Here is a 23,478-nt window from a genome sequence, read left to right on the forward strand (position 1 = left end):
GATGAAACTACTTGTTGCAGAAGATCAAAGTATGTTGCGAGATGCCATGTGCCAGTTGCTCACGCTTCAACCAGATGTAGAGTCTGTCTTTCAAGCCAAGAATGGGCAAGAAGCAATCCAACTATTAGAAAAGGAGTCTGTAAATATCGCCATCCTTGACGTAGAAATGCCTGTTAAGACGGGCCTCGAAGTCTTGGAGTGGATACGAGCAGAAAATCTAGAAACAAAGGTGGTTGTGGTGACGACCTTCAAGCGTCCTGGGTATTTTGAACGTGCGGTCAAGGCTGGAGTAGATGCTTATGTATTAAAAGAAAGAAACATTGCAGACCTCATGCAAACCTTGCACACCGTCCTAGAAGGACGCAAGGAGTATTCGCCTGAATTGATGGAAGTGGTGATGACGCATCCCAATCCATTAACAGAACAAGAAATCGCAGTTTTAAAGGGAATTGCTCAGGGCTTCTCTAACCAAGAAATTGCAGACAAACTTTATCTATCCAACGGAACAGTCCGAAACTATGTCACCAATATTCTTTCTAAATTACATGCAGGCAATCGAACAGAGGCAGCTAATATCGCGAAAGAATCTGGTTGGTTGTGATACTATCATATCTCGAAAACCATTATGTGCTAAAATTGAAATTATTCAATCAAACAATTTTGTAACTTGAGGAGGCTTAGTTTCCTCCTTTTTGTTTAGTCTAATCCTCTTCGAAAATCTCTTCAAATCACGTCAGCTTCACCTTGGATTATATATGTGACTGACTTTGTCAGTCTTATCTACAACCTCAAAGCAGTGCTTTGAGCAGCCTGCTGCTAGCTTCCTGGTTTGCTCTTTGATTTTCATTGAGTATAAGGTGGTACCAAAGAGCTAAAATTGGTAACTTCTAAAACTAACTTCCAGTTTCCCACAACCTAGCTTTTAGTATGAGAAAAACGCGTGAAATCAGTGGAAATCCGTCTTAGACTAACTTCCACTGGTTTTCTTTTTCTTGATATATAAGGGTTCAAAAGCGAAAAGACTCAGAAAAAAGTGCACGACAAATAGCCCTAAAACAGAGTCGTCTTAGAGTAAATTCCAGTTGCTAGCGTTTAGTGTGAGACTTTTCGATGGTGATAAGATGTGTAGTTAGAGGGGAAAATTCCCTTTATTTCAATAAATCAGGTGATAGGTGTGTGTCTTCTGGTTTGACAAATTGGCAACCCAGAAGAGCAGCGATGTCCTCGCCAAAGGTGAAGGTGAAGATGTCGTAAGCAGATTTTCCTTGAAACTCTTCTCGTTTCAAGGAATTGACATGGGAAATGACTAGATTGACGTCTTTCTGAGTCAGCTGGTCAAAGGAAGTGCCCTTGGGAAGAATGGCTCGCAAAACCGTATGGTTCTTCTCAATCCGCCCCTTCTGGTCAGGACGGCTAGGGTCGCAGAAGTAGAGGTGAGACTTCCCATCAATGTCTCGCTCAAGCTCCTCCACATAGGCGAACTCAGATCCGTTGTCTGTGAGAATGACAGGGAACAGCTGATGGAACGCACACCCTCCGTCCATGACTCTTTCTTTCAAAGCTGCGAATTTAGTGGCGACCTCCAGAGCGGTCTTGTTGTTCAAAAGCAGGGCGAAGAGGAAGTTGCAGAAGGAAACGTTGAAGGTGAGCAGTAGCTTTCCACCAGGTCTGCCGATGACCGTGTCCATTTCCAACCATTTGAAGAAATCATCTGTTTCTCGTAACTCTTGGAAATCTTGATAGGTCCGCCCAATTTTCAGCTCTTTAGGAATAGCTACTTTTCTGGATTTTCTGCGTTCCTTGAACGTGACCATCCGAGGGAAATCAATGGGCTTGGCTGTCAGATAGCCCAGCTTGGCATGCCGATACACCGTAGCTTTCGACACAGGTAGGTTATGTGTCTGAATGATATGGTAGATGCTTTGTTTCTTCTGGATGCCTTGGGTTAAGACCTTGTCCATCTGATAAAAACTTTCCTTGTTTAGGGGAATTCCCTGTCTGGATTCCCTCAACATAGTCTCGTACTGCTCCTGTGCCTTTTTCGCGTAGTAAAGATAGCGGTTAAACCCACAATCCGTCCTCTTTTTTGGACAGTTGTTACAGACATAAGGAGCTTTTTTGAGAAGAGGGCAATCCGTGCAATCAGATTTGACGGATGTTGGATGCATGATGCGATTGCGCTTGATTTCCTTTGAAATCGTTGACGGGTCTTTCCCCATCTTCTCAGCGATGGAACGGAAAGTCTCCTGTTGGCTGATTCCAGTTTGGATGTCAATACGGTCTTCTAGAGTGAGATGTTTTTGTTTTTTCGTCATGAGGTACCTCCTCACGAAAAGTCTCAGACTTAATTCTAGCATAATTCATCGTCTGAGACTAACTTCCAGTTTTGGGAGAGAGATGGAAGTTACTTTGAGAAGTTACGAAGAGCTAAAATTAACAATAAAAAAGAAAAATATCTTGACAAGCAAGGGAAAAATTTGTTACAATAATAAACGGTACTTTTTACTTTTGGTCTCTCAAGAGTGTACAGGGACGTGCTGACAAATGTTGCAAAAGTACACACAGATGATAGCTGTCACCAAGTGTATCATCACCAAAAATAAAAAAACACAGGAGTATGTAGATGCCTACAATTAACCAATTGGTTCGCAAACCGCGTAAATCAAAAGTAGAAAAATCTAAATCACCAGCTTTGAACGTTGGTTACAACAGTCATAAAAAAGTTCAAACAAACGTTTCTTCACCACAAAAACGTGGTGTTGCAACTCGTGTTGGAACAATGACACCTAGAAAACCTAACTCAGCCCTTCGTAAATTCGCTCGTGTACGTTTGAGCAACCTTATCGAAGTTACTGCCTACATCCCAGGTATCGGACACAACTTGCAAGAACACAGCGTGGTTCTTCTTCGTGGTGGACGTGTAAAAGACATTCCAGGGGTACGTTACCATATCGTCCGTGGTGCACTTGATACTGCAGGTGTTAACGATCGTAAACAAGGCCGTTCTAAATACGGTACTAAACGTCCAAAAGCATAAGGAAAGGGGATAAAGAGAAATGAGTCGTAAAAATAGAGCTCCAAAACGTGACGTATTGCCAGATCCGCTTTACAATTCACAACTAGTTACTCGTCTTATCAACCGCGTTATGCTTGACGGTAAACGTGGTACAGCTGCTTCAATCGTTTACGGTGCTTTTGAGCAAATCAAAGAAGCTACTGGCAACGATGCACTTGAAGTATTTGAAACAGCTATGGAAAACATCATGCCTGTACTTGAAGTACGTGCACGCCGTGTTGGTGGTTCTAACTACCAAGTCCCAGTTGAAGTTCGTCCAGAACGTCGTACAACACTTGGACTTCGTTGGTTGGTAACAATCGCTCGTCTTCGTGGTGAACACACAATGCAAGACCGTCTTGCAAAAGAAATCTTGGATGCTGCTAACAACACTGGTGCAGCTGTTAAGAAACGTGAAGACACTCACCGTATGGCTGAAGCTAACCGTGCATTCGCACACTTCCGTTGGTAAGATAGGATGCGAAAGCGTTAAGAAAGTCCCAGAGAAAATAGGGAATCGAAGCAGGTTGCGATTGCAACCAATGAGATTCATCTTTTTCTCCAGACTTTTAGCTTGAGCTCAACTATATCATGATGCTAGAAACGGTAAGGATGTAAGGTGAAAATAGAAAACTGACGCAGTATTCGACGAATACAAGGAAGTTTATCTTTTTCACACAGCATCCCGTTCTGGCTCAAATCGGCTAACTAACTTTAGCCCGAGTTCAATTCAACTTGTAAATCTACAAGTTGAAACCAACAATAGCATGAAAACATTGAGAACGGGTAGGTCCTGCCTATCCGTTTTTATTAAAATCGTGTTATAATAGAATAGAAATCAAAAATAAATAGGAGAAACAAACCTCATGGCACGCGAATTTTCACTTGAAAAAACTCGTAATATCGGTATCATGGCTCACGTCGATGCTGGTAAAACAACAACTACTGAGCGTATTCTTTACTACACTGGTAAAATCCACAAAATCGGTGAAACTCACGAAGGTGCGTCACAAATGGACTGGATGGAGCAAGAGCAAGAACGTGGTATCACTATCACATCTGCTGCGACAACAGCTCAATGGAACAATCACCGCGTAAACATTATCGACACACCGGGACACGTGGACTTCACAATCGAAGTACAACGTTCTCTTCGTGTATTGGATGGTGCGGTTACCGTTCTTGACTCACAATCAGGTGTTGAGCCTCAAACTGAAACAGTTTGGCGTCAAGCAACTGAGTACGGAGTTCCACGTATCGTATTTGCCAACAAAATGGACAAAATCGGTGCTGACTTCCTTTACTCTGTAAGCACACTTCACGATCGCCTTCAAGCAAATGCCCACCCAATCCAATTGCCAATCGGTTCTGAAGATGATTTCCGTGGTATCATCGACTTGATCAAGATGAAAGCTGAAATCTATACGAACGACCTTGGTACAGATATCCTTGAAGAAGATATTCCAGCTGAATACCTTGACCAAGCTCAAGAATACCGTGAAAAATTGGTTGAAGCAGTTGCTGAAACTGACGAAGAATTGATGATGAAATACCTCGAAGGTGAAGAAATCACTAACGAAGAATTGAAAGCTGGTATCCGTAAAGCGACTATCAACGTTGAATTCTTCCCAGTATTGTGTGGTTCTGCCTTCAAGAACAAAGGTGTTCAATTGATGCTTGATGCGGTTATCGACTACCTTCCAAGCCCACTTGACATCCCAGCAATCAAAGGTATCAACCCAGATACAGATGAAGAAGAAACTCGTCCAGCATCTGATGAAGAGCCATTTGCAGCTCTTGCCTTCAAGATCATGACAGACCCATTCGTAGGTCGTTTGACATTCTTCCGTGTTTACTCAGGTGTGCTTCAATCAGGTTCTTACGTATTGAACACTTCTAAAGGTAAACGTGAGCGTATCGGACGTATCCTTCAAATGCACGCTAACAGTCGTCAAGAAATTGACACTGTTTACTCAGGTGATATCGCTGCTGCCGTTGGTTTGAAAGATACTACAACTGGTGACTCATTGACAGATGAAAAAGCTAAAATCATCCTTGAGTCAATCAACGTTCCAGAACCAGTTATCCAATTGATGGTTGAGCCAAAATCTAAAGCTGACCAAGATAAGATGGGTATTGCCCTTCAAAAATTGGCTGAAGAAGATCCAACATTCCGCGTTGAAACAAACGTTGAAACTGGTGAAACAGTTATCTCTGGTATGGGTGAGCTTCACCTTGACGTCCTTGTTGACCGTATGCGTCGTGAGTTCAAAGTTGAAGCGAACGTAGGTGCTCCTCAAGTATCTTACCGTGAAACATTCCGCGCTTCTACTCAAGCACGTGGATTCTTCAAACGTCAGTCTGGTGGTAAAGGTCAATTCGGTGATGTATGGATTGAATTTACTCCAAACGAAGAAGGTAAAGGATTCGAATTCGAAAACGCAATCGTCGGTGGTGTGGTTCCTCGTGAATTTATCCCAGCGGTTGAAAAAGGTTTGGTAGAATCTATGGCTAACGGTGTTCTTGCAGGTTACCCAATGGTTGACGTTAAAGCTAAACTTTACGATGGTTCATACCACGATGTCGACTCATCTGAAACTGCCTTCAAGATCGCGGCTTCACTTGCCCTTAAAGAAGCTGCTAAATCAGCACAACCAGCCATCCTTGAGCCAATGATGCTTGTAACAATCACTGTTCCAGAAGAAAACCTTGGTGATGTTATGGGTCACGTAACTGCTCGTCGTGGACGTGTTGATGGTATGGAAGCACACGGTAACAGCCAAATCGTTCGTGCTTATGTTCCGCTTGCTGAAATGTTCGGTTACGCAACAGTTCTTCGTTCTGCATCTCAAGGACGTGGTACATTCATGATGGTATTTGACCACTACGAAGACGTACCTAAGTCAGTACAAGAAGAAATCATTAAGAAAAATAAAGGTGAAGACTAATCAGTCCTCACTCTAGAAGGAAGTCACTTAGTGGCTTCCTTTTGTCTTTAGAAAATACCTCTAAATATGGTAAAATAGTAGGAGAATAATGTGAGGAAAATGAATGTCAAATAGTTTTGAAATTTTGATGAATCAACTGGGGATGCCTGCTGAAATGAGACAGGATCCTGCTTTATCACAGGCTGATATTGAGCGAGTTGTGGTTCATAAAATTAGTAAGGTATGGGAGTTTCATTTCGTATTTTCTAATATTTTACCGATTGAAATCTTTTTAGAATTAAAGAAGGGCTTGAGCGAAGAATTTTCTAAGACAGGCAATAAAGCTGTTTTCGAAATCAAGACTCTATCTCAAGAATTTTCAAATCCACTCTTGCAGTCCTATTATAGAGAGGCTTTCTCTGAGGGGCCATGTGCTAGTCAAGGTTTTAAGTCTCTTTATCAGAATTTGCGTGTTCGTGCGGAGGACAATCAGCTATTTATTGAAGGATCTGAGGCGATTGATAAGGAACATTTTAAGAAGAATCATCTTCCTAATTTAGCCAAACAACTTGAAAAGTTTGGTTTTCCAACGTTTAATTGTCAAGTAGAGAAAAATGATGTGCTGACCCAAGAGCAGGAAGAGGCCTTTCATGCTGAAAATGAGCAGATTGTTCAAGCGGCCAATGAGGAAGCGCTCCGTGCTATAGAACAACTAGAACAGATGGCACCTCCTCCAGCGGAAGAGAAACCAGCCTTTGATTTTCAAGCTAAAAAAGCTGCAGCTAAACCCAAGCTGGACAAGGCAGAAATTACTCCTATGATCGAAGTGACGACGGAGGAAAATCGTCTGGTCTTTGAAGGGGTTGTGTTTGATGTGGAGCAAAAAGTGACCAGAACAGGGCGTGTTTTGATCAACTTTAAAATGACGGACTATACTTCCAGTTTTTCGATGCAAAAGTGGGTTAAAAATGAGGAAGAGGCTCAGAAGTTTGATCTAATTAAGAAAAATTCTTGGCTCCGAGTGCGTGGGAATGTGGAGATGAATAACTTCACACGCGATTTGACGATGAACGTGCAAGACGTGCAGGAAGTTGTTCACTATGAGCGGAAGGATTTAATGCCAGAAGGAGAACGACGAGTTGAGTTTCATGCTCATACTAATATGTCGACCATGGATGCGCTACCCGAGGTAGAAGAGATCGTTGCGACAGCTGCTAAGTGGGGACATAAGGCGGTTGCCATTACGGACCATGGAAATGTCCAGTCCTTCCCACACGGCTATAAGGCGGCCAAGAAAGCGGGAATCCAGCTGATTTATGGTATGGAAGCCAATATCGTGGAGGACCGTGTTCCTATCGTTTATAACGAAGTGGAGAAGGACTTGTCAGAAGCAACCTATGTGGTCTTTGACGTGGAAACGACGGGTCTATCAGCCATCTATAATGACTTGATTCAGGTTGCGGCTTCTAAGATGTACAAGGGGAATATCGTTGCTGAATTTGATGAATTTATCAATCCCGGACATCCCTTGTCAGCTTTTACTACTGAGTTGACTGGAATTACAGATGATCATGTCAAAAATGCCAAACCACTGGAACAAGTTTTGCAAGAATTCCAAGAATTTTGTAAGGATACTGTCCTAGTCGCCCACAATGCGACCTTTGACGTTGGCTTTATGAATGCCAATTATGAGCGTCATGGTCTGCCAAAGATTAGTCAGCCAGTGATTGATACGCTGGAGTTTGCTCGAAACCTCTATCCTGAGTATAAACGTCATGGTTTGGGGCCTTTGACCAAGCGTTTTGGTGTGGCCTTAGAACATCACCACATGGCCAACTACGATGCGGAAGCTACTGGTCGTCTGCTTTTCATCTTTATCAAAGAAGTAGCAGAAAAACATGGTGTGACCGATCTAGCTAGACTTAACGTTGATTTGATTAGTCCAGATTCTTATAAAAAAGCTCGGATCAAGCATGCGACCATCTATGTCAAGAATCAGGTAGGTCTAAAAAATATCTTTAAGCTGGTTTCTTTATCCAATACCAAGTACTTTGAAGGGGTGCCACGGATTCCGAGAACGGTTTTAGATGCCCATCGGGAAGGTTTGATTTTAGGTTCAGCTTGCTCTGAAGGTGAAGTTTTTGATGCAGTCCTTTCCCAAGGTGTGGATGCGGCGGTTGAGGTGGCCAAGTATTATGACTTTATTGAGGTCATGCCACCAGCTATCTATGCTCCCTTGATTGCTAAGGAGCAGGTCAAGGATATGGAAGAACTCCAGACCATTATCAAGAGTTTGATAGAGGTGGGAGACCGTCTTGGTAAGCCTGTTCTGGCTACCGGAAATGTTCACTATATCGAACCGGAAGAAGAGATTTATCGTGAAATTATCGTCCGTAGTTTGGGACAGGGGGCTATGATTAACCGAACCATCGGTCATGGGGAACATGCACAACCAGCACCTCTTCCCAAGGCTCATTTTAGAACGACTAATGAGATGTTGGATGAATTTGCTTTCTTGGGAGAGGAACTGGCACGCAAACTGGTTATTGAAAATCCCAATGCCTTGGCAGAAACCTTTGAACCTGTTGAGGTTGTTAAGGGGGACTTGTATACGCCTTTCATCGACAAGGCTGAAGAAACGGTTGCTGAACTGACCTACAAGAAAGCTTTTGAGATTTATGGAAATCCGCTACCAGATATTGTTGATTTGCGGATTGAAAAAGAATTGACTTCCATTCTGGGGAATGGATTTGCTGTGATTTATCTGGCATCGCAGATGCTGGTTCAACGTTCCAATGAACGGGGTTACTTGGTTGGTTCTCGTGGGTCTGTAGGATCTAGTTTCGTTGCGACCATGATTGGGATTACGGAGGTTAATCCTCTCTCTCCTCACTATGTCTGTGGTCAGTGTCAGTACAGTGAGTTTATCACAGATGGTTCGTACGGTTCAGGATTTGATATGCCCAATAAGGACTGTCCTAAATGTGGTCATAAACTCAGCAAAAATGGGCAGGATATTCCGTTCGAGACCTTCCTTGGATTTGATGGGGATAAGGTTCCCGATATTGACTTGAACTTCTCGGGAGAAGACCAGCCTAGCGCTCACTTGGATGTGCGTGATATCTTTGGTGAGGAATATGCCTTCCGCGCAGGAACGGTTGGTACGGTGGCTGCTAAAACTGCTTATGGATTTGTCAAAGGATACGAGAGGGACTATGGCAAGTTCTATCGTGATGCAGAGGTGGAGCGACTAGCTCAAGGTGCGGCTGGTGTCAAGCGGACAACAGGACAACACCCGGGAGGAATCGTTGTTATTCCGAACTACATGGACGTCTATGATTTTACGCCTGTCCAATATCCAGCAGATGACGTGACGGCTGAATGGCAGACCACTCACTTTAACTTCCATGATATCGATGAGAACGTCCTCAAACTCGATGTACTGGGACATGATGATCCAACTATGATTCGAAAACTTCAGGACTTGTCTGGGATTGACCCTAATGAAATCCCTATGGATGACGAAGGCGTGATGGCCCTCTTTTCAGGGACTGATGTGCTAGGAGTAACTCCTGAACAAATCGGAACGCCTACGGGTATGTTGGGAATTCCAGAGTTTGGGACCAACTTTGTACGTGGGATGGTCGATGAAACCCATCCGACGACTTTTGCAGAATTGCTTCAGCTGTCTGGTTTGTCCCACGGTACCGATGTGTGGTTGGGAAATGCCCAAGATTTGATCAAGCAAGGAATAGCGGATCTATCGACTGTTATCGGTTGTCGGGACGACATCATGGTTTATCTCATGCATGCTGGTCTCGAACCTAAGATGGCCTTTACTATCATGGAACGGGTACGTAAGGGCTTGTGGCTCAAGATTTCTGAAGAAGAGAGAAATGGCTATATCGAAGCCATGAAGGCCAATAAGGTGCCAGAGTGGTATATCGAGTCCTGTGGGAAAATTAAGTACATGTTCCCTAAAGCCCATGCGGCAGCCTACGTTATGATGGCCTTGCGTGTGGCCTACTTCAAGGTTCACCATCCTATTTATTACTACTGTGCTTACTTCTCAATCCGTGCTAAAGCCTTTGATATCAAGACTATGGGTGCAGGCTTGGATGCTATCAAGCGCAGAATGGAAGAAATCTCTGAAAAACGGAAGAACAATGAAGCCTCTAATGTGGAAATTGATCTCTATACAACTCTTGAGATTGTCAATGAGATGTGGGAACGTGGTTTCAAGTTTGGCAAACTCGATCTCTACCGCAGTCAGGCGACAGAGTTCCTCATCGATGGGGATACCCTCATCCCGCCATTTGTAGCAATGGATGGTCTGGGAGAGAACGTTGCCAAGCAATTGGTGCGAGCGCGTGAAGAGGGAGAATTCCTCTCTAAAACAGAACTACGCAAGCGTGGTGGACTCTCATCAACCTTGGTTGAAAAGATGGATGAAATGGGGATTCTGGGTAATATGCCAGAGGATAACCAGTTGAGTTTGTTTGATGAGTTGTTTTAAAAAATTGTTTAATCATCTATCAAAAGAGGCTAATGTATATCCAATAGATTTACATTAGCCTTCTTTTTTGTTAAAATAGTCTATAGAAAGAGGGTGAGAGTATGTCAAAGACGAGTATGAGCATCCGTCTGGATAGTGAAGTTAAGGAGCAGGCCCAACAGGTGTTTAGTAATCTGGGAATGGATATGACAACGGCTATTAATATTTTCCTTCGTCAGGCTATTCAATATCAGGGATTACCTTTTGATGTTAGACTAGACGAAAATCGGAAGTTGCTTGAGGTATTAACGGATTTAGACAAAAATCGTAATATGAGCCAATCCTTTGAATCAATCTCTGACTTGATGGAGGATTTGCGTGCTTAAGATGCGTTATCATAAACAGTTTAAAAAAGATTTTAAGTTGGCTATGAAGCGTGGTTTGAAGACAGAATTATTAGAAGAAGTTTTAAATTTTCTTGTTCAAGAAAAAGAACTTCCTGCTAGATATCGTGATCATCAATTGACGGCATCCAGGCATTTTCAAGGAGTTCGTGAGTGCCATATCCAGCCAGATTGGCTTTTGGTTTATAAAGTAGACAAGGAAGAATTGATTTTAAATTTGCTGAGGACAGGTAGTCATAGTGATTTGTTTTAATAAATTTTAAGGGGGTTCTCATGAAACTAAGAATATTCGCGGAAGATAAGCCGGCTGAGAAGGTATTTGAATATCAATTAGAACTTGCTGATCGTACAATTCTTCTATCGACAGCACTCTTGTCAGGTACTGTTCACTAGCAGGGCTACTTTCTGCATTGAAAGAAAAATAAAAATAGAAAAGAGAAAACAACATGGTTTTACCAAATTTTAAAGAAAATCTAGAAAAATATGCGAAATTATTGGTTGCGAACGGAATTAACGTGCAGCCTGGCCACACTTTGGCTCTCTCTATAGATGTGGAGCAACGTGAGTTGGCTCACTTAATTGTCAAAGAAGCTTATGCCTTGGGTGCGCATGAGGTTATTGTTCAGTGGACAGATGATGTCATTAACCGTGAGAAATTCCTCCATGCGCCGATGGAGCGTTTGGACAATGTGCCAGAATATAAGATTGCTGAGATGAACTATCTTTTGGAAAACAAGGCTAGCCGTCTTGGAGTTCGTTCATCTGATCCAGGTGCTTTGAACGGTGTGGATGCTGACAAGCTTTCAGCTTCTGCTAAAGCTATGGGACTTGCCATGAAGCCAATGCGAATCGCAACTCAATCTAACAAGGTTAGTTGGACTGTAGCAGCCGCTGCTGGACTCGAGTGGGCTAAGAAAGTCTTTCCAAATGCTGCGAGCGATGAAGAAGCAGTCGATCTCCTTTGGGACCAAATCTTCAAAACTTGCCGAGTCTATGAAGAAGATCCTGTTAAGGCTTGGGAAGAGCATGCAGCTATTCTCAAGAGTAAGGCCGATATGCTCAATAAAGAACAATTTTCAGCCCTTCACTACACAGCGCCAGGAACAGATTTGACACTTGGTTTGCCGAAAAACCATGTTTGGGAATCAGCTGGTGCTATCAATGCACAGGGTGAAGGATTCTTGCCAAATATGCCGACAGAAGAAGTCTTCACAGCACCTGACTTCCGTCGTGCAGATGGTTATGTCACTTCTACAAAACCGCTTAGTTATAACGGAAACATTATTGAAGGTATTAAGGTGACCTTTAAGGATGGACAAATCGTTGATATCACTGCTGAGAAGGGTGATCAGGTCATGAAAGACCTTGTCTTTGAAAATGCGGGTGCGCGTGCCTTGGGTGAATGTGCCTTGGTACCAGATCCAAGCCCAATTTCTCAGTCAGGCATTACCTTCTTTAACACCCTTTTCGATGAAAATGCGTCAAATCACTTGGCTATCGGTGCAGCCTATGCAACTAGCGTTGTTGGTGGAGCGGAGATGAGCGAAGAGGAGCTTGAAGCTGCAGGGCTTAACCGTTCAGATGTTCACGTAGACTTTATGATTGGTTCTAACCAAATGGATATCGATGGTATCCGTGAGGATGGGACACGTGTACCACTCTTCCGTAACGGAGATTGGGCAAATTAAGGAGATAATATGTTAGGAAGTATGTTCGTTGGTCTCCTAGTGGGATTTTTAGCAGGTACTCTAACCAATCGTGGAGAGCGAATGGGATGTTTTGGAAAAATGTTTCTAGGCTGGATTGGTGCCTTTATAGGCCACTTGCTTTTTGGGACTTGGGGACCGATAATAGCAGGAACTGCCATTATTCCGGCAGTACTAGGTTCCATGATTGTCTTAGCGATTTTCTGGAGACGAGGAAGTTAATTTCTTAAATCTGATACTCAATGAAAATCAAAGAGCAAACTAGGAAACTAGCCGCAGGTTGCTCAAAGCACTGCTTTGAGGTTGTAGATAGAACTGACGAAGTCAGTAACATATATACGGCAAGGCGACGTTGACGCGGTTTGAAGAGATTTTTGAAGAGTATGAAACGAAAAGGAGGTTGGTCATTGTACCAGCCTCCTTTTGAGTATGATATAATAGTTCTATGAGATTAGATAAATTTTTAGTTGCCTGTGCTGTGGGGAGTCGGACTGAGGTCAAAAACTTGCTCAAGTCTGGGCGCGTGACGGTAAATGGTAAAAAAGAAAAGTCAGCTAAATTGCAGATTGATGAAGAAAGAGATGAGATTCGCTTTGATGGGCAAGTGTTGGAGTATGAAGAGTTTGTCTACTACATGATGAACAAGCCCAAAGGAGTTATCTCAGCGACTGAGGATCCCAAGCACAGAACCGTTCTGGACTTGCTGGATGATATTGCTCGGAGCAAGGAAGTTTTCCCAGTAGGACGCTTGGATATTGACACGCATGGTCTTTTACTCTTGACCAATGACGGCAAGCTTGCCCATGCTCTTCTTTCACCCAAGCGTCATGTGGATAAGACGTATCTGGCTCAGGTCAAGGGAATTATGACCCAAGAAGATGCGGAGACATTTGCCAAGGGAATTCCTCTTAAGGATTTTACCTGTCAGCCCGCTAGACTGGAGCTTGTGTCTGTAGATACAAAAAAGAATCAAAGCCAAATCCGTGTGACCATTGCAGAAGGGAAGTTTCATCAGGTCAAGCGTATGGTGGGCTACTGTGGCAAGGAAGTAGTAGACTTGCAACGTTTGACTATGGGAACGCTAGTATTGGATGAGAACTTGCAGAGAGGAGAATGGCGTCGCTTGACCAAGGAAGAATTAGAAGATCTCCGTGCAAGTATTGCTTAGTTTGGTTTATATTCGAAAAGGTGAGGAAGAATGTCCTTGCCTTTTATGTTTTTCAGTTGCTTCCTTTGTGAAAAGAGTTATAATAGACTGTAGAATAAAAGGAGGAATCTATGAACGCGATTCAAGAATCATTTACTGATAAACTATTTGCCAACTATGAAGCAAATGTTAAATACCAAGCGATTGAAAATGCTGCTAGCCACAACGGGATTTTTGCAGCTCTAGAACGCCGTCAAAGCCATGTAGACAATACACCTGTTTTCTCATTGGATTTGACCAAGGACAAGGTAACCAACCAGAAGGCTTCTGGTCGTTGCTGGATGTTTGCGGCTCTCAACACCTTCCGTCACAAACTAATCTCGCAATACAAATTGGAAAATTTTGAGTTGTCACAGGCCCACACCTTCTTCTGGGACAAGTATGAGAAATCCAACTGGTTCTTGGAGCAAGTCATTGCGACTGCAGACCAAGACTTGACGAGTCGTAAGGTTAAATTCCTACTCCAAACTCCACAACAAGACGGAGGTCAGTGGGATATGGTCGTTTCTCTCTTTGAGAAATACGGTGTCGTGCCCAAGTCAGTTTATCCTGAGTCTGTTTCATCTAGTAGCAGCCGTGAGCTAAATGCAATCCTTAACAAATTGCTTCGCCAAGATGCTCAAATCTTGCGTGACTTGCTTGCTTCTGGCGCAGACCAAGTGACTGTTCAAGCTAAGAAAGAAGACCTCTTGCAAGAAATCTTTAATTTCCTTGCTATGTCATTGGGTCTTCCACCACGTAAATTTGACTTTGCTTATCGCGATAAAGATAACAACTACCAAAGTGAAAAGGGCATTACACCACAAGAGTTTTACAAGAAATATGTCAATCTTCCTCTAGAAGATTATGTTTCTGTTATCAATGCTCCAACTGCTGACAAGCCTTACGGCCAATCTTACACAGTTGAGATGTTGGGAAATGTAGTTGGTAGCCGTGCAGTTCGCTACATCAACGTACCGATGGAGCGCTTGAAAGAGTTGGCAATTGCTCAAATGCAAGCAGGTGAGACTGTTTGGTTTGGTTCAGATGTCGGTCAGCTCAGCAACCGTAAAGCTGGAATCCTTGCGACAGATGTTTATGACTTTGAATCAAGCATGGACATTAAACTCACTCAAGACAAGGCTGGACGTTTGGATTACAGTGAGAGCTTGATGACCCACGCCATGGTCTTGACAGGTGTGGATTTGGATGAAAATGGCAAGTCAACCAAGTGGAAGGTTGAAAACTCATGGGGAGACAAGGTTGGTACAGATGGTTACTTTGTTGCTTCAGATGCTTGGATGGACGAATACACTTATCAAATTGTTGTTCGTAAGGAATTACTAACAGCAGAAGAACTAGCTGCCTATGAAGCAGAACCAATCGTCCTTGCACCATGGGATCCAATGGGTGCCTTGGCATAATAAATGAGATATAAAAAGAACGGTTCTATAATTTTTAGGGTTGATGGAAATTTTCCACCAACCCTATTTTAGTGTATACAAAAAGGCCAACATCCATTATATTAAAAGCGCCTAAACCTAACACAAAAGGATGATGACCATATGAACAATATACTAGAAGCTACGCTACAAATCAAAGATAAAAACATGATTTGGGATAATAACGTTCAAGAGAAGATATTTAAAAAGAGAAAATCTCTATTTTATTCAGCTACATATACGCATAAACCAGAATTTTGTACTGTCTGTGGATGTGTTAGCCAAAATAATAATATCGTAAAAAACGGCACGAAAACTTCTCGTATCACTCTCTGTTCTGTTTCAGGCCTACCGGCCTACTTAAATCTACGCAAGCAGAGATTTCTCTGTAGAGAATGCGGCTCTTCATTCACCGCAGACACTAGTCGAATCGTAGAAAAACACTGTCATATCTCTAAACGATTAAAAAACGAAATCAAATCAAAAATAAGTGAAACAGTATCTGAAACATATATCGCAAAAGAAACTAATGTATCAGTTCATACTGTAAGACGTATCATAGATGATACAGCACGATTATTAACGATTAAACCATTACATGATTTACCTGAGCATTTGTGTTTTGATGAATTTAAATCTGTTAAATCTTCCGATTGCAATATGAGCTTCATTATTTTTGATAGCACTACACACAAGTTGGTCGATGTTGTACGAGATAGAAAATCTTACAGTTTGAAACAATATTTTTATCGTTTTGAGCCTAAGACTAGATTAAAGGTGAAAACTATCTCCATCGATATGTACTTGCCATACATTCAATTAATAAAAGAAATGTTTCCTAACGCAAAAATTATCATTGATCCTTTTCACATTGTACAAGCCTTGAATAGAGAATTAAATAGAACTCGGGTACGTATCATGAATCAGCATCGTTATAAAAATCCTAAATTATATCGAAAGTTAAAATACTATTGGAAGTTAATTTTAAAGAACTCTAATGAACTTCAGAACTATAAATATAATCGTTATAAGCTTTTTGAAAGCTTCATAACAAGTAAAGGAATCGTAGATTATATCTTAGAAAAAAATCCATCTCTTAAAAATGATTATGAGGTTGTATATTCACTTCGTGAATGTATACAGGATAGAGATTATATAGAATTCAAGGAAACGATTGAAGCAGCTACGCAATTAGACCTATCTCCTGGTTTAAAAAGAGTTTTAAAGACTCTTATGACTTACTTGCCATATATTCAAAATACTTGTGAGTATCCAACTAGAACAAATGGCCCTATTGAAGGAATAAACAATAAAATAAAAGCGCTTAAAAGAAATGCCTACGGCTTTAGAAACTATTACCATTTTAGAAATAGGATTATTTTAATAACAAAAATGTTTGGCCCAAAACAAAAAGGAATTAAGCAACAATTAGTTGTTTAATCCCTTCCTAAATTTCTTCATCAACACTATTTGACAAAGAGCCCTTTTTTAGTGCTCAAAATAGCACTAAATTTTAAATGGATTTGGTGTTCAAAAAATATAATCAAATGCAACAAACTAATTTCATTTTTAATAGGCACAATTAATTTTAGAAGATAGTACGAAAAAATATTGACTATTTTCTTTAGAAAGTGTAAAATTTAGATAGATTATTTAAAATGAGGTTTTTTTATCTTGTCTATATTAAAGAAGAAAGTTAATATGTTTAGTGTACTATTGAATGTGGTATTAATAGCTATTATAGCTATTGGAGTGCTATTTTTCTTACCTAAGGAACATAAATCAGAAGTCAAATCGTCAATTAATATCGAAAGTATTGAAAAAGTGAATGAAGTTGTATTTTTGAATGCGGGAATTAATGAAATTATTTCTGAAACAAAAACAACTCAAGTTTTTGGGTTTGATGTGCCGTTCTCTAAAAAAGCAGCATTAGTAATTTTAAATTATAAAGCTAAATTTGGAATTAAAAGTAGTGTAAAGGTTGAACAAATAAGCGAAAAAGAATATAAGGTTATTGTTCCAAAATTGGAAGTAATTGGTGTTGAACTTTCAAAAGATAATCCTTATGATTTATATGATAGTCATGGAGAGTTATTAAGTGGAACTACAGAAGATATTGATACTGGGAAATTGGTCGCTAACCAACTTTCTAGTGATAAACAAGCAGAGTATTTAGATAAATTTAAGAGTGAAATTAAAGAATCTGCAATCAATTATTATAAAACAATATTTTCTTCAATGGATTCTGAAGTAAAAGTAACTATAGAATTTACAGAATAATTTTTGAAATACAAAACCCTGGCCATCTCTGGTCAGGGTTTTGTGTGGTTCTATAATTTTTAGGGTTGATGGAAATTTTCCACCAACCCTATTTTAGTGTATACAAAAAGGCCAACATCCATTATATTAAAAGCGCTGAAACCTAAAACAAAAGAATGATGACCATATGAACAATATACTAGAAGCTACACTACAAATCAAAGATGCACACAATGAAGGTGTTACATTCCATTTCTTAGAGAATATTAAAGAAGTATTGCGTGATGAGAGTGGGAAAGTAACTGGTGTAAAGGTTATTACAATGGAACTTGGTGAATCAGATGAAAGTGGAAGAAGATCAACGCATGAAGTGGCAGGTAGTGAACATATTATTCCATGTGACCTTGTCGTTGCAGCAATTGAACAAAAGTAGACTTTAGTGTTCTAGATGAAAGGTAAAAATTTGACTTTCGGTCAACATCAGAATACAATAGAAATGAACTAATAACAGGGGATGCATATTTAGGTCCTCAATCTATCGCAACCGCAATTAAAGGCGGGTGAGAAGTTGCGACAGAAGTACATGAGTCGTTTAAAGAAAACACATAAATAACTTGTGGTGCCTTTCGTTTTTTTACTGGTGGGAAAATTAAGGAACTATAGTTATAAATCCTTTAAGATATTAATATATTAACATGCGTATATTTATGGGAAGATTAAATAGAAATATTTGATATTAGCAAGAATATCTACATCCTATAACAATACAAGTATTAATATATTCATAAAATATTAGGAGGAGAAATAATGAACAAGAAACTATTATCAGGCTTATGTGCAGCAGTACTCTTATCAGGTTTAGTAGGATGCGGACCTAAGGAGTCAAAACAAAATACCACAACAAGTACTTCTACAATAGAAACAAAAAATAACACAACAAATAACTCTGAAGTAACAGAGAAGAACTTCAAAGACTTCCCAGAGACAGATGAAAAGTACTTCACATATGATGAATGGCAAGAAGGTTATGTCATCTATAGTTGTACTTCTGACGATAAGGTTGTTCGTGTACCAAAGGAAATTAAAGGTAAACTTGTTATCGCAATTGGAGAACGTGGTCTTGCGAACTTGAAACATTGTGAGGCAATCGTTTTACCAGATACAGTACGATATATTGGAAAAGGTGCGTTTGCGATTGACAATAAGTTAAAGTATGTCCACTTTGGTAAGTCAATAGAAACAGTAGAAGATGATGTTTTCAACTCTGACAGTTCATTAGAATCAGTTGTATTCCCAGAAGGAACAAAGAGTATTGGAATATTAGTATTCTGGGGGACATCATCAATTAAATCTATTACAATTCCAGCAAGTGTAACAGAAATTACAGAATACTTCTATTTTGTGGATAACTGTAACCCAGATGTAGAAATCCATACACCTAAGGGATCAAAGGCAGAAGAAGTAGCTAAAGCAATGCAACTTAAAGTAGTAAATGACTAAAGGGGAATAGTATGAACAAGAAATTACTATCAGGCTTAGGGACTGACCCCAAAAAGTGAGAATTTAATAAAAACACCCTAGGGCTACCGTCTTCGGTATTCAACCGGAGACAGGTAGTCCAATTTTTGTTGGATTCTTTTTTCATTAGGTTCTTCATCAACACTATTTGACAAAGAGCCAAAAGAATCAGGTGATAAACCTGATTCTTTTTTTGTTTGTACATTCTCACCAAGATTACATGATACCGAAGAAACGAGCTGCGATACCTACTGCAAAGAGTGCAAGGATGATTGAGATTGGTGATACTTTTTTCTTAAGCAACCACATGCAAAGGAAAGTAAGGAGAAGTCCCATCAATCCTGGAATCAATGAGTTCAACTGACCTTGAAGGGTTTGTGGTTGAATCTTATCTAGGCTCAATCCACCAAGGGCTTGACCAAGGATACCTTTCAATTCAGCACCTGATACAGGACCTTCTGGGAAGTTGATGTAGGCACCTTCAGCCAATTGTTTACCAGGAAGGTTAACTGTGAAGTTGATCGATACCCAACGTTGTACAAGGACGGCAAGGATGAACATACCAAGGATAGAAGCACCTTTAGTGATGTCTTTCAAGATACCACCAGACATATCTTTAGTGATTTCAGATCCAGCCTTGTAACCAAACTCTTGTGTGTACCATAGGAAGGCCATACGGATAGCATTCCATCCGAAGAAGAAGAGAAGTGGACCAACCAAGTTACCAGATGCAGCAAGTGATGCACCAAGAGCTCCAAGGATAGGACGAACTGTAAACCAGAATACTGGGTCACCGATACCAGCAAGAGGTCCCATCATACCGATTTTAACCCCTTGGATAGCAGCGTCGTCGATTTCAACACCGTTCGCACGTTCTTCTTCAAGTGCAAGAGTAACCCCCATGATTGGAGCTGCTACGTATGGGTGAGTGTTGAAGAACTCAAGGTGGCGCTCAAGAGCAGCCGCTTGGTCTTCTTTAGTAGTGTACAATTTTTTGATAGCTGGGATCAATGAATAAGCCCAACCCAAGTTTTGCATACGCTCGTAGTTCCAAGAACCTTGAAGGAATTGTGAACGCCACCAAACTTTTTTACGATCTGATTTTGATAATTGAAGTTTTTCAGTCATGATTGTTCCCCTTTCTAGTAGTCTTCTAGGATATCACCGATTGGGTCGTTAGAAGTCGCAGCTCCTCCGCCACCATTACCACCTTGTTTTGAAAGGTTAAGGTAGATGAAGGCAAGGGCAACACCGACTACACCAAGGGCAATCAAAGTCAATTGAGAAATGGCAGCAAAAGCAAAACCGATTGCGAAGAATGGCCATACTTCACGAGTTGCCATCATGTTGATAACCATAGCGTAACCAACGGCAACGACCATAGCACCACCGACAGCCATACCACCGTTCAACCAGTCTGGCATCAATTTAAGAGCATCTTGAACGGCAGAAGCAGGGATAGCAATAAGGAAGGCTGCAGGGATAGCAATACGAAGACCTTGAAGAAGAAGTGCGATAAAGTGAGCACGTTCAACAGCCGCAATATTTCCTTCTTTAGCGGCAGCATCTGCAGTGTGAACCAAACCAACTGAGATTGTACGAACAATCATAGTCAAGAAAAGTCCAGCTACGGCAAGAGGGATAGCTGTTGCTGTTGCAACGGCGATACCTTCAGTAGTAAAGTTACCACCTTTGATCAAGATGATTGCTGCGGCAACAGATGCAAGAGCAGCGTCAGGAGCTACGGCAGCTCCGATGTTTGCCCAACCAAGGGCGATCATTTGAAGTGATCCACCAAGCATAACGCCTGCTTCGAGGTTACCAGTTGCAAGTCCGATAAGGGTACATGCGACGATTGGTTGATGGAATTGGAATTGGTCGAGGATACCTTCAAGACCTGCAAGGAAGGCAACAACTACAACCAAGACAGCAGAAATAATTGAAATATCTGACATGGTTTTATTCCTTTTCTATTTAATGATAATAAAGTGAAAAATTTTCTTAGAATTCTTCTATAGTTTGATATTTGTTATTGAACGTTGGCTTTGCTAATCAAGTCAAACAAATCTTTTTTAGTGTCGTTTGGTACTTTACGTACGTCAAATTCAACACCGAGGTCACGCATTTTTTCAAATGTAGCAACGTCATCTTTGTCCATAGACAAAACGTTGTTGACCATTGTTTTACCTGTTGAGTGAGCCATTGATCCTACGTTAAGGGTCTTGATTGGCACGCCACCTTCGATTGCACGAAGAGCATCTTGAGGTGTTTCAAACAAGATAAGGGCATGTGTTTCTCCAAATCGTGGGTCTTTTGCAACCTCGATCAATTTTTGAATTGGAACAACATTAGCTCTGACATTATTTGGAGCAGCTTGTTTAATCAATTCTTTACGAAGATCGTCGTTTGCTACGTTATCTGAAGCAACGATGATACGGTCTGCTTTTGAATCTGGAGTCCAAGCAGTTGCAACCTGACCGTGAAGTAGACGAGTGTCTAGGCGAGCAAGGTTGATTTTGAGTTTTCCATCTCCGATAACAGTTCCTTCTGGGATAGCAGCTTGGGCAACTGGAGCAGCTGCAGCGCTTGCTACTTCCTCAACTGGGTTTAGCTCTTCTGGAAGAGCCTTGATGCCATCTTTGGCTTCTTTAATGATATTCGCAGCGACTTTTTCTACACCTGCAGCAGCGTCCATAAGGCGCTCTGTATAGGCTTGAATTAACATCGGTAAGTTAAGTCCTGTGATGATGGCAAACTTACGCTCAGGATTTTCCCCCATCACGCGGCTAGCTTGGTTAAATGGAGATCCACTCCAAAGGTCAGCCAAAACTAGAACCTCATCTTCTGCGTCAAATGCAGCAACAGCGTTATTAAACTTAGCGTATAGATCATCAGGACCTTCATTTGGCATAAAGGTTACAACTTGAACCTTTTCTTGTTCACCAAAGATCATAGATCCTGACTGATGAATACCCGCAGCAAATTCGCCGTGGCTCGCAATAATGATTCCGATACTCATTATTGTCATTCCTCCTTTTTTGTTTTAGTTTTCGTTTAAGAAAACTTTAAGACTGTTTAAGTATAAACCGTTTTCATATAAAAAGCAACTATTTGATATAAAATATTCAAGAAAACATTTAAATAGTGTATTTAATAATATTGATATAATAAGGTTTTAAGAAGACATAGTAATTTTTTATATTAAAATTTAATATAAAAAAGTTGGAAGCGTATTCCAACTTTTAAAATAGGTTTCTATTAGATTAGTGGGTGAAGTCGAGTACCATACGTCCTTGAATTTGACCTTTTTCCATTTCGTCGAAAATGGCTACGGCATCTTCGACTGGACGTTTTTGGACAACTGGAACTACCAAACCTTCTGCGCCGAATTGGAAGGCTTCTTCCAAGTCTTTACGAGTTCCAACAAGAGAACCGATGACTTGGATTCCATCTAGAACGGTTTTCACGATGCTGAGTTCCATCATTTCAGAAGGAAGGCCAACAGCGACGACGCGACCACCAGCACGAACGGAGTCAACAGCCTGGTTGAAGGCAACTTTAGATACAGCTGTTACGACGGCTGAATGAGCTCCACCATCAGTTTTTTCCTTGATGAGTCCAGGTACATCTTCAACTTCGAGGCCGTTAATAACAATGTCCGCACCTACTTCTTTTGCAAGGGCAAGTTTGTCGTTGTTGATATCAACTGCGATGACATGAGCATTGAATACTTTTTTAGCGTATTGAACAGCGAGGTTACCAAGTCCACCTGCACCGTAAAGAACAACCCATTGGCCTGGTTCGACTTTGGCTTCTTTAATCGCTTTATAGGTTGTTACCCCAGCACATGTAATAGAAGAAGCTTGGGCTGGATCAAGTCCGTCAGGAACTTTAACAGCATAGTCTGCAGTTACGATACATTGTTCAGCCATACCACCGTCTACTGAGTAGCCAGCATTTTTTACTGTACGGCAAAGGGTTTCTCGGCCAGTTGTACAGTATTCGCAAGTACCACATCCTTCGAAGAACCAAGCAACGCTGACGCGGTCACCGATTTTAAGGCTTTTCACATCTGGGGCAATTTCTTTAACGATACCAACACCTTCGTGGCCAAGAACACGTCCTGGTACTTGACCAAAGTCACCATGAGCAACGTGGAGGTCGGTGTGGCAAACGCCACAGTATTCAATTTCTACAAGTGCTTCCCCAGTTTCAAGTGGGCGGAGTACTTTTTCTTCAACAGCAACACCAGTGCTTTCTGGATTTACAACAACAGCTTTCATAGCTATCCTCCTTTATATTGACCAAGAACAGGGACAACGGGACTGGATTGATTTTTTGTCAACAGAGTCGAGTGTAACGAGCTCTCTTGGATTTATATGTGAAGTATATCACAAAAGAAAGCCTTTTCCAAGGTTTTGGAGGCAAAAAGTAGAACAATCGATTAACTGGTTGATGAGACTGTGAAAAGAACACAAAGACCAGC

20 protein-coding genes are annotated in these 23,478 nt (G+C 41.1%); 15 read left to right on the forward strand and 5 right to left on the reverse strand.

The window, feature by feature from the left end; all coding sequences use genetic code 11:
- Position 1: 1 nt before the first annotated feature.
- A complete protein-coding gene (locus tag SMI_RS01335) occupies positions 2-601 on the forward strand; it encodes a response regulator transcription factor (RefSeq protein ID WP_000772075.1) in 600 nt (199 codons plus the stop codon).
- Positions 602-1,148: 547 nt separating this feature from the next.
- Here the strand turns inward: SMI_RS01335 and SMI_RS01340 are convergent.
- The gene (locus SMI_RS01340; RefSeq protein ID WP_000163009.1) at positions 1,149-2,315 is read right to left on the reverse strand and encodes an IS30-like element ISSmi1 family transposase; all 1,167 of its coding nucleotides are present in this window, start codon (positions 2,313-2,315) and stop codon (positions 1,149-1,151) included.
- A 308-nt stretch (positions 2,316-2,623) separates the two neighbouring features.
- Between SMI_RS01340 and rpsL the strand changes: the two genes are divergently transcribed.
- From rpsL to SMI_RS10705, 14 genes are all read left to right on the forward strand, one after another.
- Positions 2,624-3,037 (forward strand): 30S ribosomal protein S12, encoded by a 414-nt coding sequence (rpsL, locus tag SMI_RS01345; protein ID WP_001142335.1) that lies wholly within the window; start codon positions 2,624-2,626, stop codon positions 3,035-3,037.
- 19 nt (positions 3,038-3,056) lie between these two features.
- Entirely contained in the window at positions 3,057-3,527 is a 471-nt protein-coding gene (gene rpsG, locus SMI_RS01350) for a 30S ribosomal protein S7 (protein ID WP_000087873.1), read from the forward strand.
- Positions 3,528-3,921: 394 nt separating this feature from the next.
- Positions 3,922-6,003 carry an elongation factor G gene (gene fusA, locus SMI_RS01355; protein ID WP_000090357.1) on the forward strand — a complete coding sequence of 694 codons (2,082 nt, stop codon included), beginning with the start codon at positions 3,922-3,924 and terminating at the stop codon, positions 6,001-6,003.
- Positions 6,004-6,106: 103 nt separating this feature from the next.
- Entirely contained in the window at positions 6,107-10,498 is a 4,392-nt protein-coding gene (locus tag SMI_RS01360) for a PolC-type DNA polymerase III (RefSeq protein ID WP_000071439.1), read from the forward strand.
- Between the two features lie 101 nt (positions 10,499-10,599).
- Complete coding sequence (locus SMI_RS01365; protein ID WP_000047862.1) at positions 10,600-10,863, forward strand: type II toxin-antitoxin system RelB/DinJ family antitoxin; 264 nt, start codon at positions 10,600-10,602, stop codon at positions 10,861-10,863.
- Positions 10,856-11,134, forward strand: a complete 279-nt coding sequence (locus SMI_RS01370) for a type II toxin-antitoxin system YafQ family toxin (RefSeq protein WP_000916506.1) — start codon at positions 10,856-10,858, stop codon at positions 11,132-11,134. Before SMI_RS01365 ends, SMI_RS01370 begins: the two co-directional genes overlap by 8 nt.
- Positions 11,135-11,327: 193 nt before the next feature.
- The gene (locus tag SMI_RS01375) at positions 11,328-12,569 is read left to right on the forward strand and encodes an aminopeptidase (RefSeq protein WP_000243934.1); all 1,242 of its coding nucleotides are present in this window, start codon (positions 11,328-11,330) and stop codon (positions 12,567-12,569) included.
- Between the two features lie 9 nt (positions 12,570-12,578).
- Entirely contained in the window at positions 12,579-12,809 is a 231-nt protein-coding gene (locus SMI_RS01380) for a GlsB/YeaQ/YmgE family stress response membrane protein (RefSeq protein WP_000901572.1), read from the forward strand.
- A gap of 223 nt (positions 12,810-13,032) precedes the next feature.
- Positions 13,033-13,755, forward strand: a complete 723-nt coding sequence (locus tag SMI_RS01385) for a pseudouridine synthase (RefSeq protein ID WP_001234916.1) — start codon at positions 13,033-13,035, stop codon at positions 13,753-13,755.
- 110 nt (positions 13,756-13,865) lie between these two features.
- Positions 13,866-15,197 (forward strand): aminopeptidase C, encoded by a 1,332-nt coding sequence (gene pepC / locus SMI_RS01390; RefSeq protein WP_000991650.1) that lies wholly within the window; start codon positions 13,866-13,868, stop codon positions 15,195-15,197.
- Between the two features lie 141 nt (positions 15,198-15,338).
- Positions 15,339-16,655, forward strand: a complete 1,317-nt coding sequence (locus SMI_RS01395) for an ISL3 family transposase (RefSeq protein ID WP_001059647.1) — start codon at positions 15,339-15,341, stop codon at positions 16,653-16,655.
- Positions 16,656-16,916: 261 nt separating this feature from the next.
- Positions 16,917-17,495 (forward strand): DUF4230 domain-containing protein, encoded by a 579-nt coding sequence (locus tag SMI_RS01400; RefSeq protein WP_000493216.1) that lies wholly within the window; start codon positions 16,917-16,919, stop codon positions 17,493-17,495.
- A gap of 166 nt (positions 17,496-17,661) precedes the next feature.
- On the forward strand, positions 17,662-17,907 hold the full coding sequence (locus tag SMI_RS01405) for a hypothetical protein (RefSeq protein ID WP_004238875.1): 246 nt from the start codon (positions 17,662-17,664) through the stop codon (positions 17,905-17,907).
- A gap of 374 nt (positions 17,908-18,281) precedes the next feature.
- Positions 18,282-18,974 carry a leucine-rich repeat domain-containing protein gene (locus SMI_RS10705; RefSeq protein WP_001035601.1) on the forward strand — a complete coding sequence of 231 codons (693 nt, stop codon included), beginning with the start codon at positions 18,282-18,284 and terminating at the stop codon, positions 18,972-18,974.
- Positions 18,975-19,208: 234 nt separating this feature from the next.
- Here SMI_RS10705 and SMI_RS01415 read toward each other — a convergent pair whose 3' ends face one another.
- The 4 genes from SMI_RS01415 to adhP all read right to left on the reverse strand — a co-directional run bounded on the left by SMI_RS01415 (position 19,209) and on the right by adhP (position 23,275).
- Positions 19,209-20,120, reverse strand: coding sequence for a PTS system mannose/fructose/sorbose family transporter subunit IID (locus SMI_RS01415; protein ID WP_000136858.1), 912 nt, complete (start codon positions 20,118-20,120; stop codon positions 19,209-19,211).
- Positions 20,121-20,134: 14 nt separating this feature from the next.
- Positions 20,135-20,947, reverse strand: a complete 813-nt coding sequence (locus tag SMI_RS01420; RefSeq protein WP_001280328.1) for a PTS mannose/fructose/sorbose transporter subunit IIC — start codon at positions 20,945-20,947, stop codon at positions 20,135-20,137.
- Positions 20,948-21,021: 74 nt separating this feature from the next.
- Positions 21,022-22,011 (reverse strand): PTS sugar transporter subunit IIB, encoded by a 990-nt coding sequence (locus SMI_RS01425; protein WP_000021971.1) that lies wholly within the window; start codon positions 22,009-22,011, stop codon positions 21,022-21,024.
- Positions 22,012-22,255: 244 nt separating this feature from the next.
- Positions 22,256-23,275, reverse strand: coding sequence for an alcohol dehydrogenase AdhP (gene adhP / locus SMI_RS01430; protein WP_000649180.1), 1,020 nt, complete (start codon positions 23,273-23,275; stop codon positions 22,256-22,258).
- Positions 23,276-23,478: the final 203 nt, after the last annotated feature.

It is taken from the genome of Streptococcus mitis B6 (assembly GCF_000027165.1).
GTDB classification, from domain to species: Bacteria; Bacillota; Bacilli; order Lactobacillales; family Streptococcaceae; genus Streptococcus; species Streptococcus mitis_AR.

What these genes read in the sequence shown, in the direction of transcription:
- SMI_RS01335 (WP_000772075.1), top strand. Translation starts at nt 2, where the DNA reads ATGAAACTACTTGTTGCAGAAGATCAAAGTATGTTGCGAGATGCCATG.
- SMI_RS01340 (WP_000163009.1), bottom strand. Translation starts at nt 2,315, where the DNA reads ATGACGAAAAAACAAAAACATCTCACTCTAGAAGACCGTATTGACATC.
- rpsL (WP_001142335.1), top strand. Translation starts at nt 2,624, where the DNA reads ATGCCTACAATTAACCAATTGGTTCGCAAACCGCGTAAATCAAAAGTA.
- rpsG (WP_000087873.1), top strand. Translation starts at nt 3,057, where the DNA reads ATGAGTCGTAAAAATAGAGCTCCAAAACGTGACGTATTGCCAGATCCG.
- fusA (WP_000090357.1), top strand. Translation starts at nt 3,922, where the DNA reads ATGGCACGCGAATTTTCACTTGAAAAAACTCGTAATATCGGTATCATG.
- SMI_RS01360 (WP_000071439.1), top strand. Translation starts at nt 6,107, where the DNA reads ATGTCAAATAGTTTTGAAATTTTGATGAATCAACTGGGGATGCCTGCT.
- SMI_RS01365 (WP_000047862.1), top strand. Translation starts at nt 10,600, where the DNA reads ATGTCAAAGACGAGTATGAGCATCCGTCTGGATAGTGAAGTTAAGGAG.
- SMI_RS01375 (WP_000243934.1), top strand. Translation starts at nt 11,328, where the DNA reads ATGGTTTTACCAAATTTTAAAGAAAATCTAGAAAAATATGCGAAATTA.
- SMI_RS01380 (WP_000901572.1), top strand. Translation starts at nt 12,579, where the DNA reads ATGTTAGGAAGTATGTTCGTTGGTCTCCTAGTGGGATTTTTAGCAGGT.
- SMI_RS01385 (WP_001234916.1), top strand. Translation starts at nt 13,033, where the DNA reads ATGAGATTAGATAAATTTTTAGTTGCCTGTGCTGTGGGGAGTCGGACT.
- pepC (WP_000991650.1), top strand. Translation starts at nt 13,866, where the DNA reads ATGAACGCGATTCAAGAATCATTTACTGATAAACTATTTGCCAACTAT.
- SMI_RS01395 (WP_001059647.1), top strand. Translation starts at nt 15,339, where the DNA reads ATGAACAATATACTAGAAGCTACGCTACAAATCAAAGATAAAAACATG.
- SMI_RS01400 (WP_000493216.1), top strand. Translation starts at nt 16,917, where the DNA reads ATGTTTAGTGTACTATTGAATGTGGTATTAATAGCTATTATAGCTATT.
- SMI_RS01405 (WP_004238875.1), top strand. Translation starts at nt 17,662, where the DNA reads ATGAACAATATACTAGAAGCTACACTACAAATCAAAGATGCACACAAT.
- SMI_RS10705 (WP_001035601.1), top strand. Translation starts at nt 18,282, where the DNA reads ATGAACAAGAAACTATTATCAGGCTTATGTGCAGCAGTACTCTTATCA.
- SMI_RS01415 (WP_000136858.1), bottom strand. Translation starts at nt 20,120, where the DNA reads ATGACTGAAAAACTTCAATTATCAAAATCAGATCGTAAAAAAGTTTGG.
- SMI_RS01420 (WP_001280328.1), bottom strand. Translation starts at nt 20,947, where the DNA reads ATGTCAGATATTTCAATTATTTCTGCTGTCTTGGTTGTAGTTGTTGCC.
- SMI_RS01425 (WP_000021971.1), bottom strand. Translation starts at nt 22,011, where the DNA reads ATGAGTATCGGAATCATTATTGCGAGCCACGGCGAATTTGCTGCGGGT.
- adhP (WP_000649180.1), bottom strand. Translation starts at nt 23,275, where the DNA reads ATGAAAGCTGTTGTTGTAAATCCAGAAAGCACTGGTGTTGCTGTTGAA.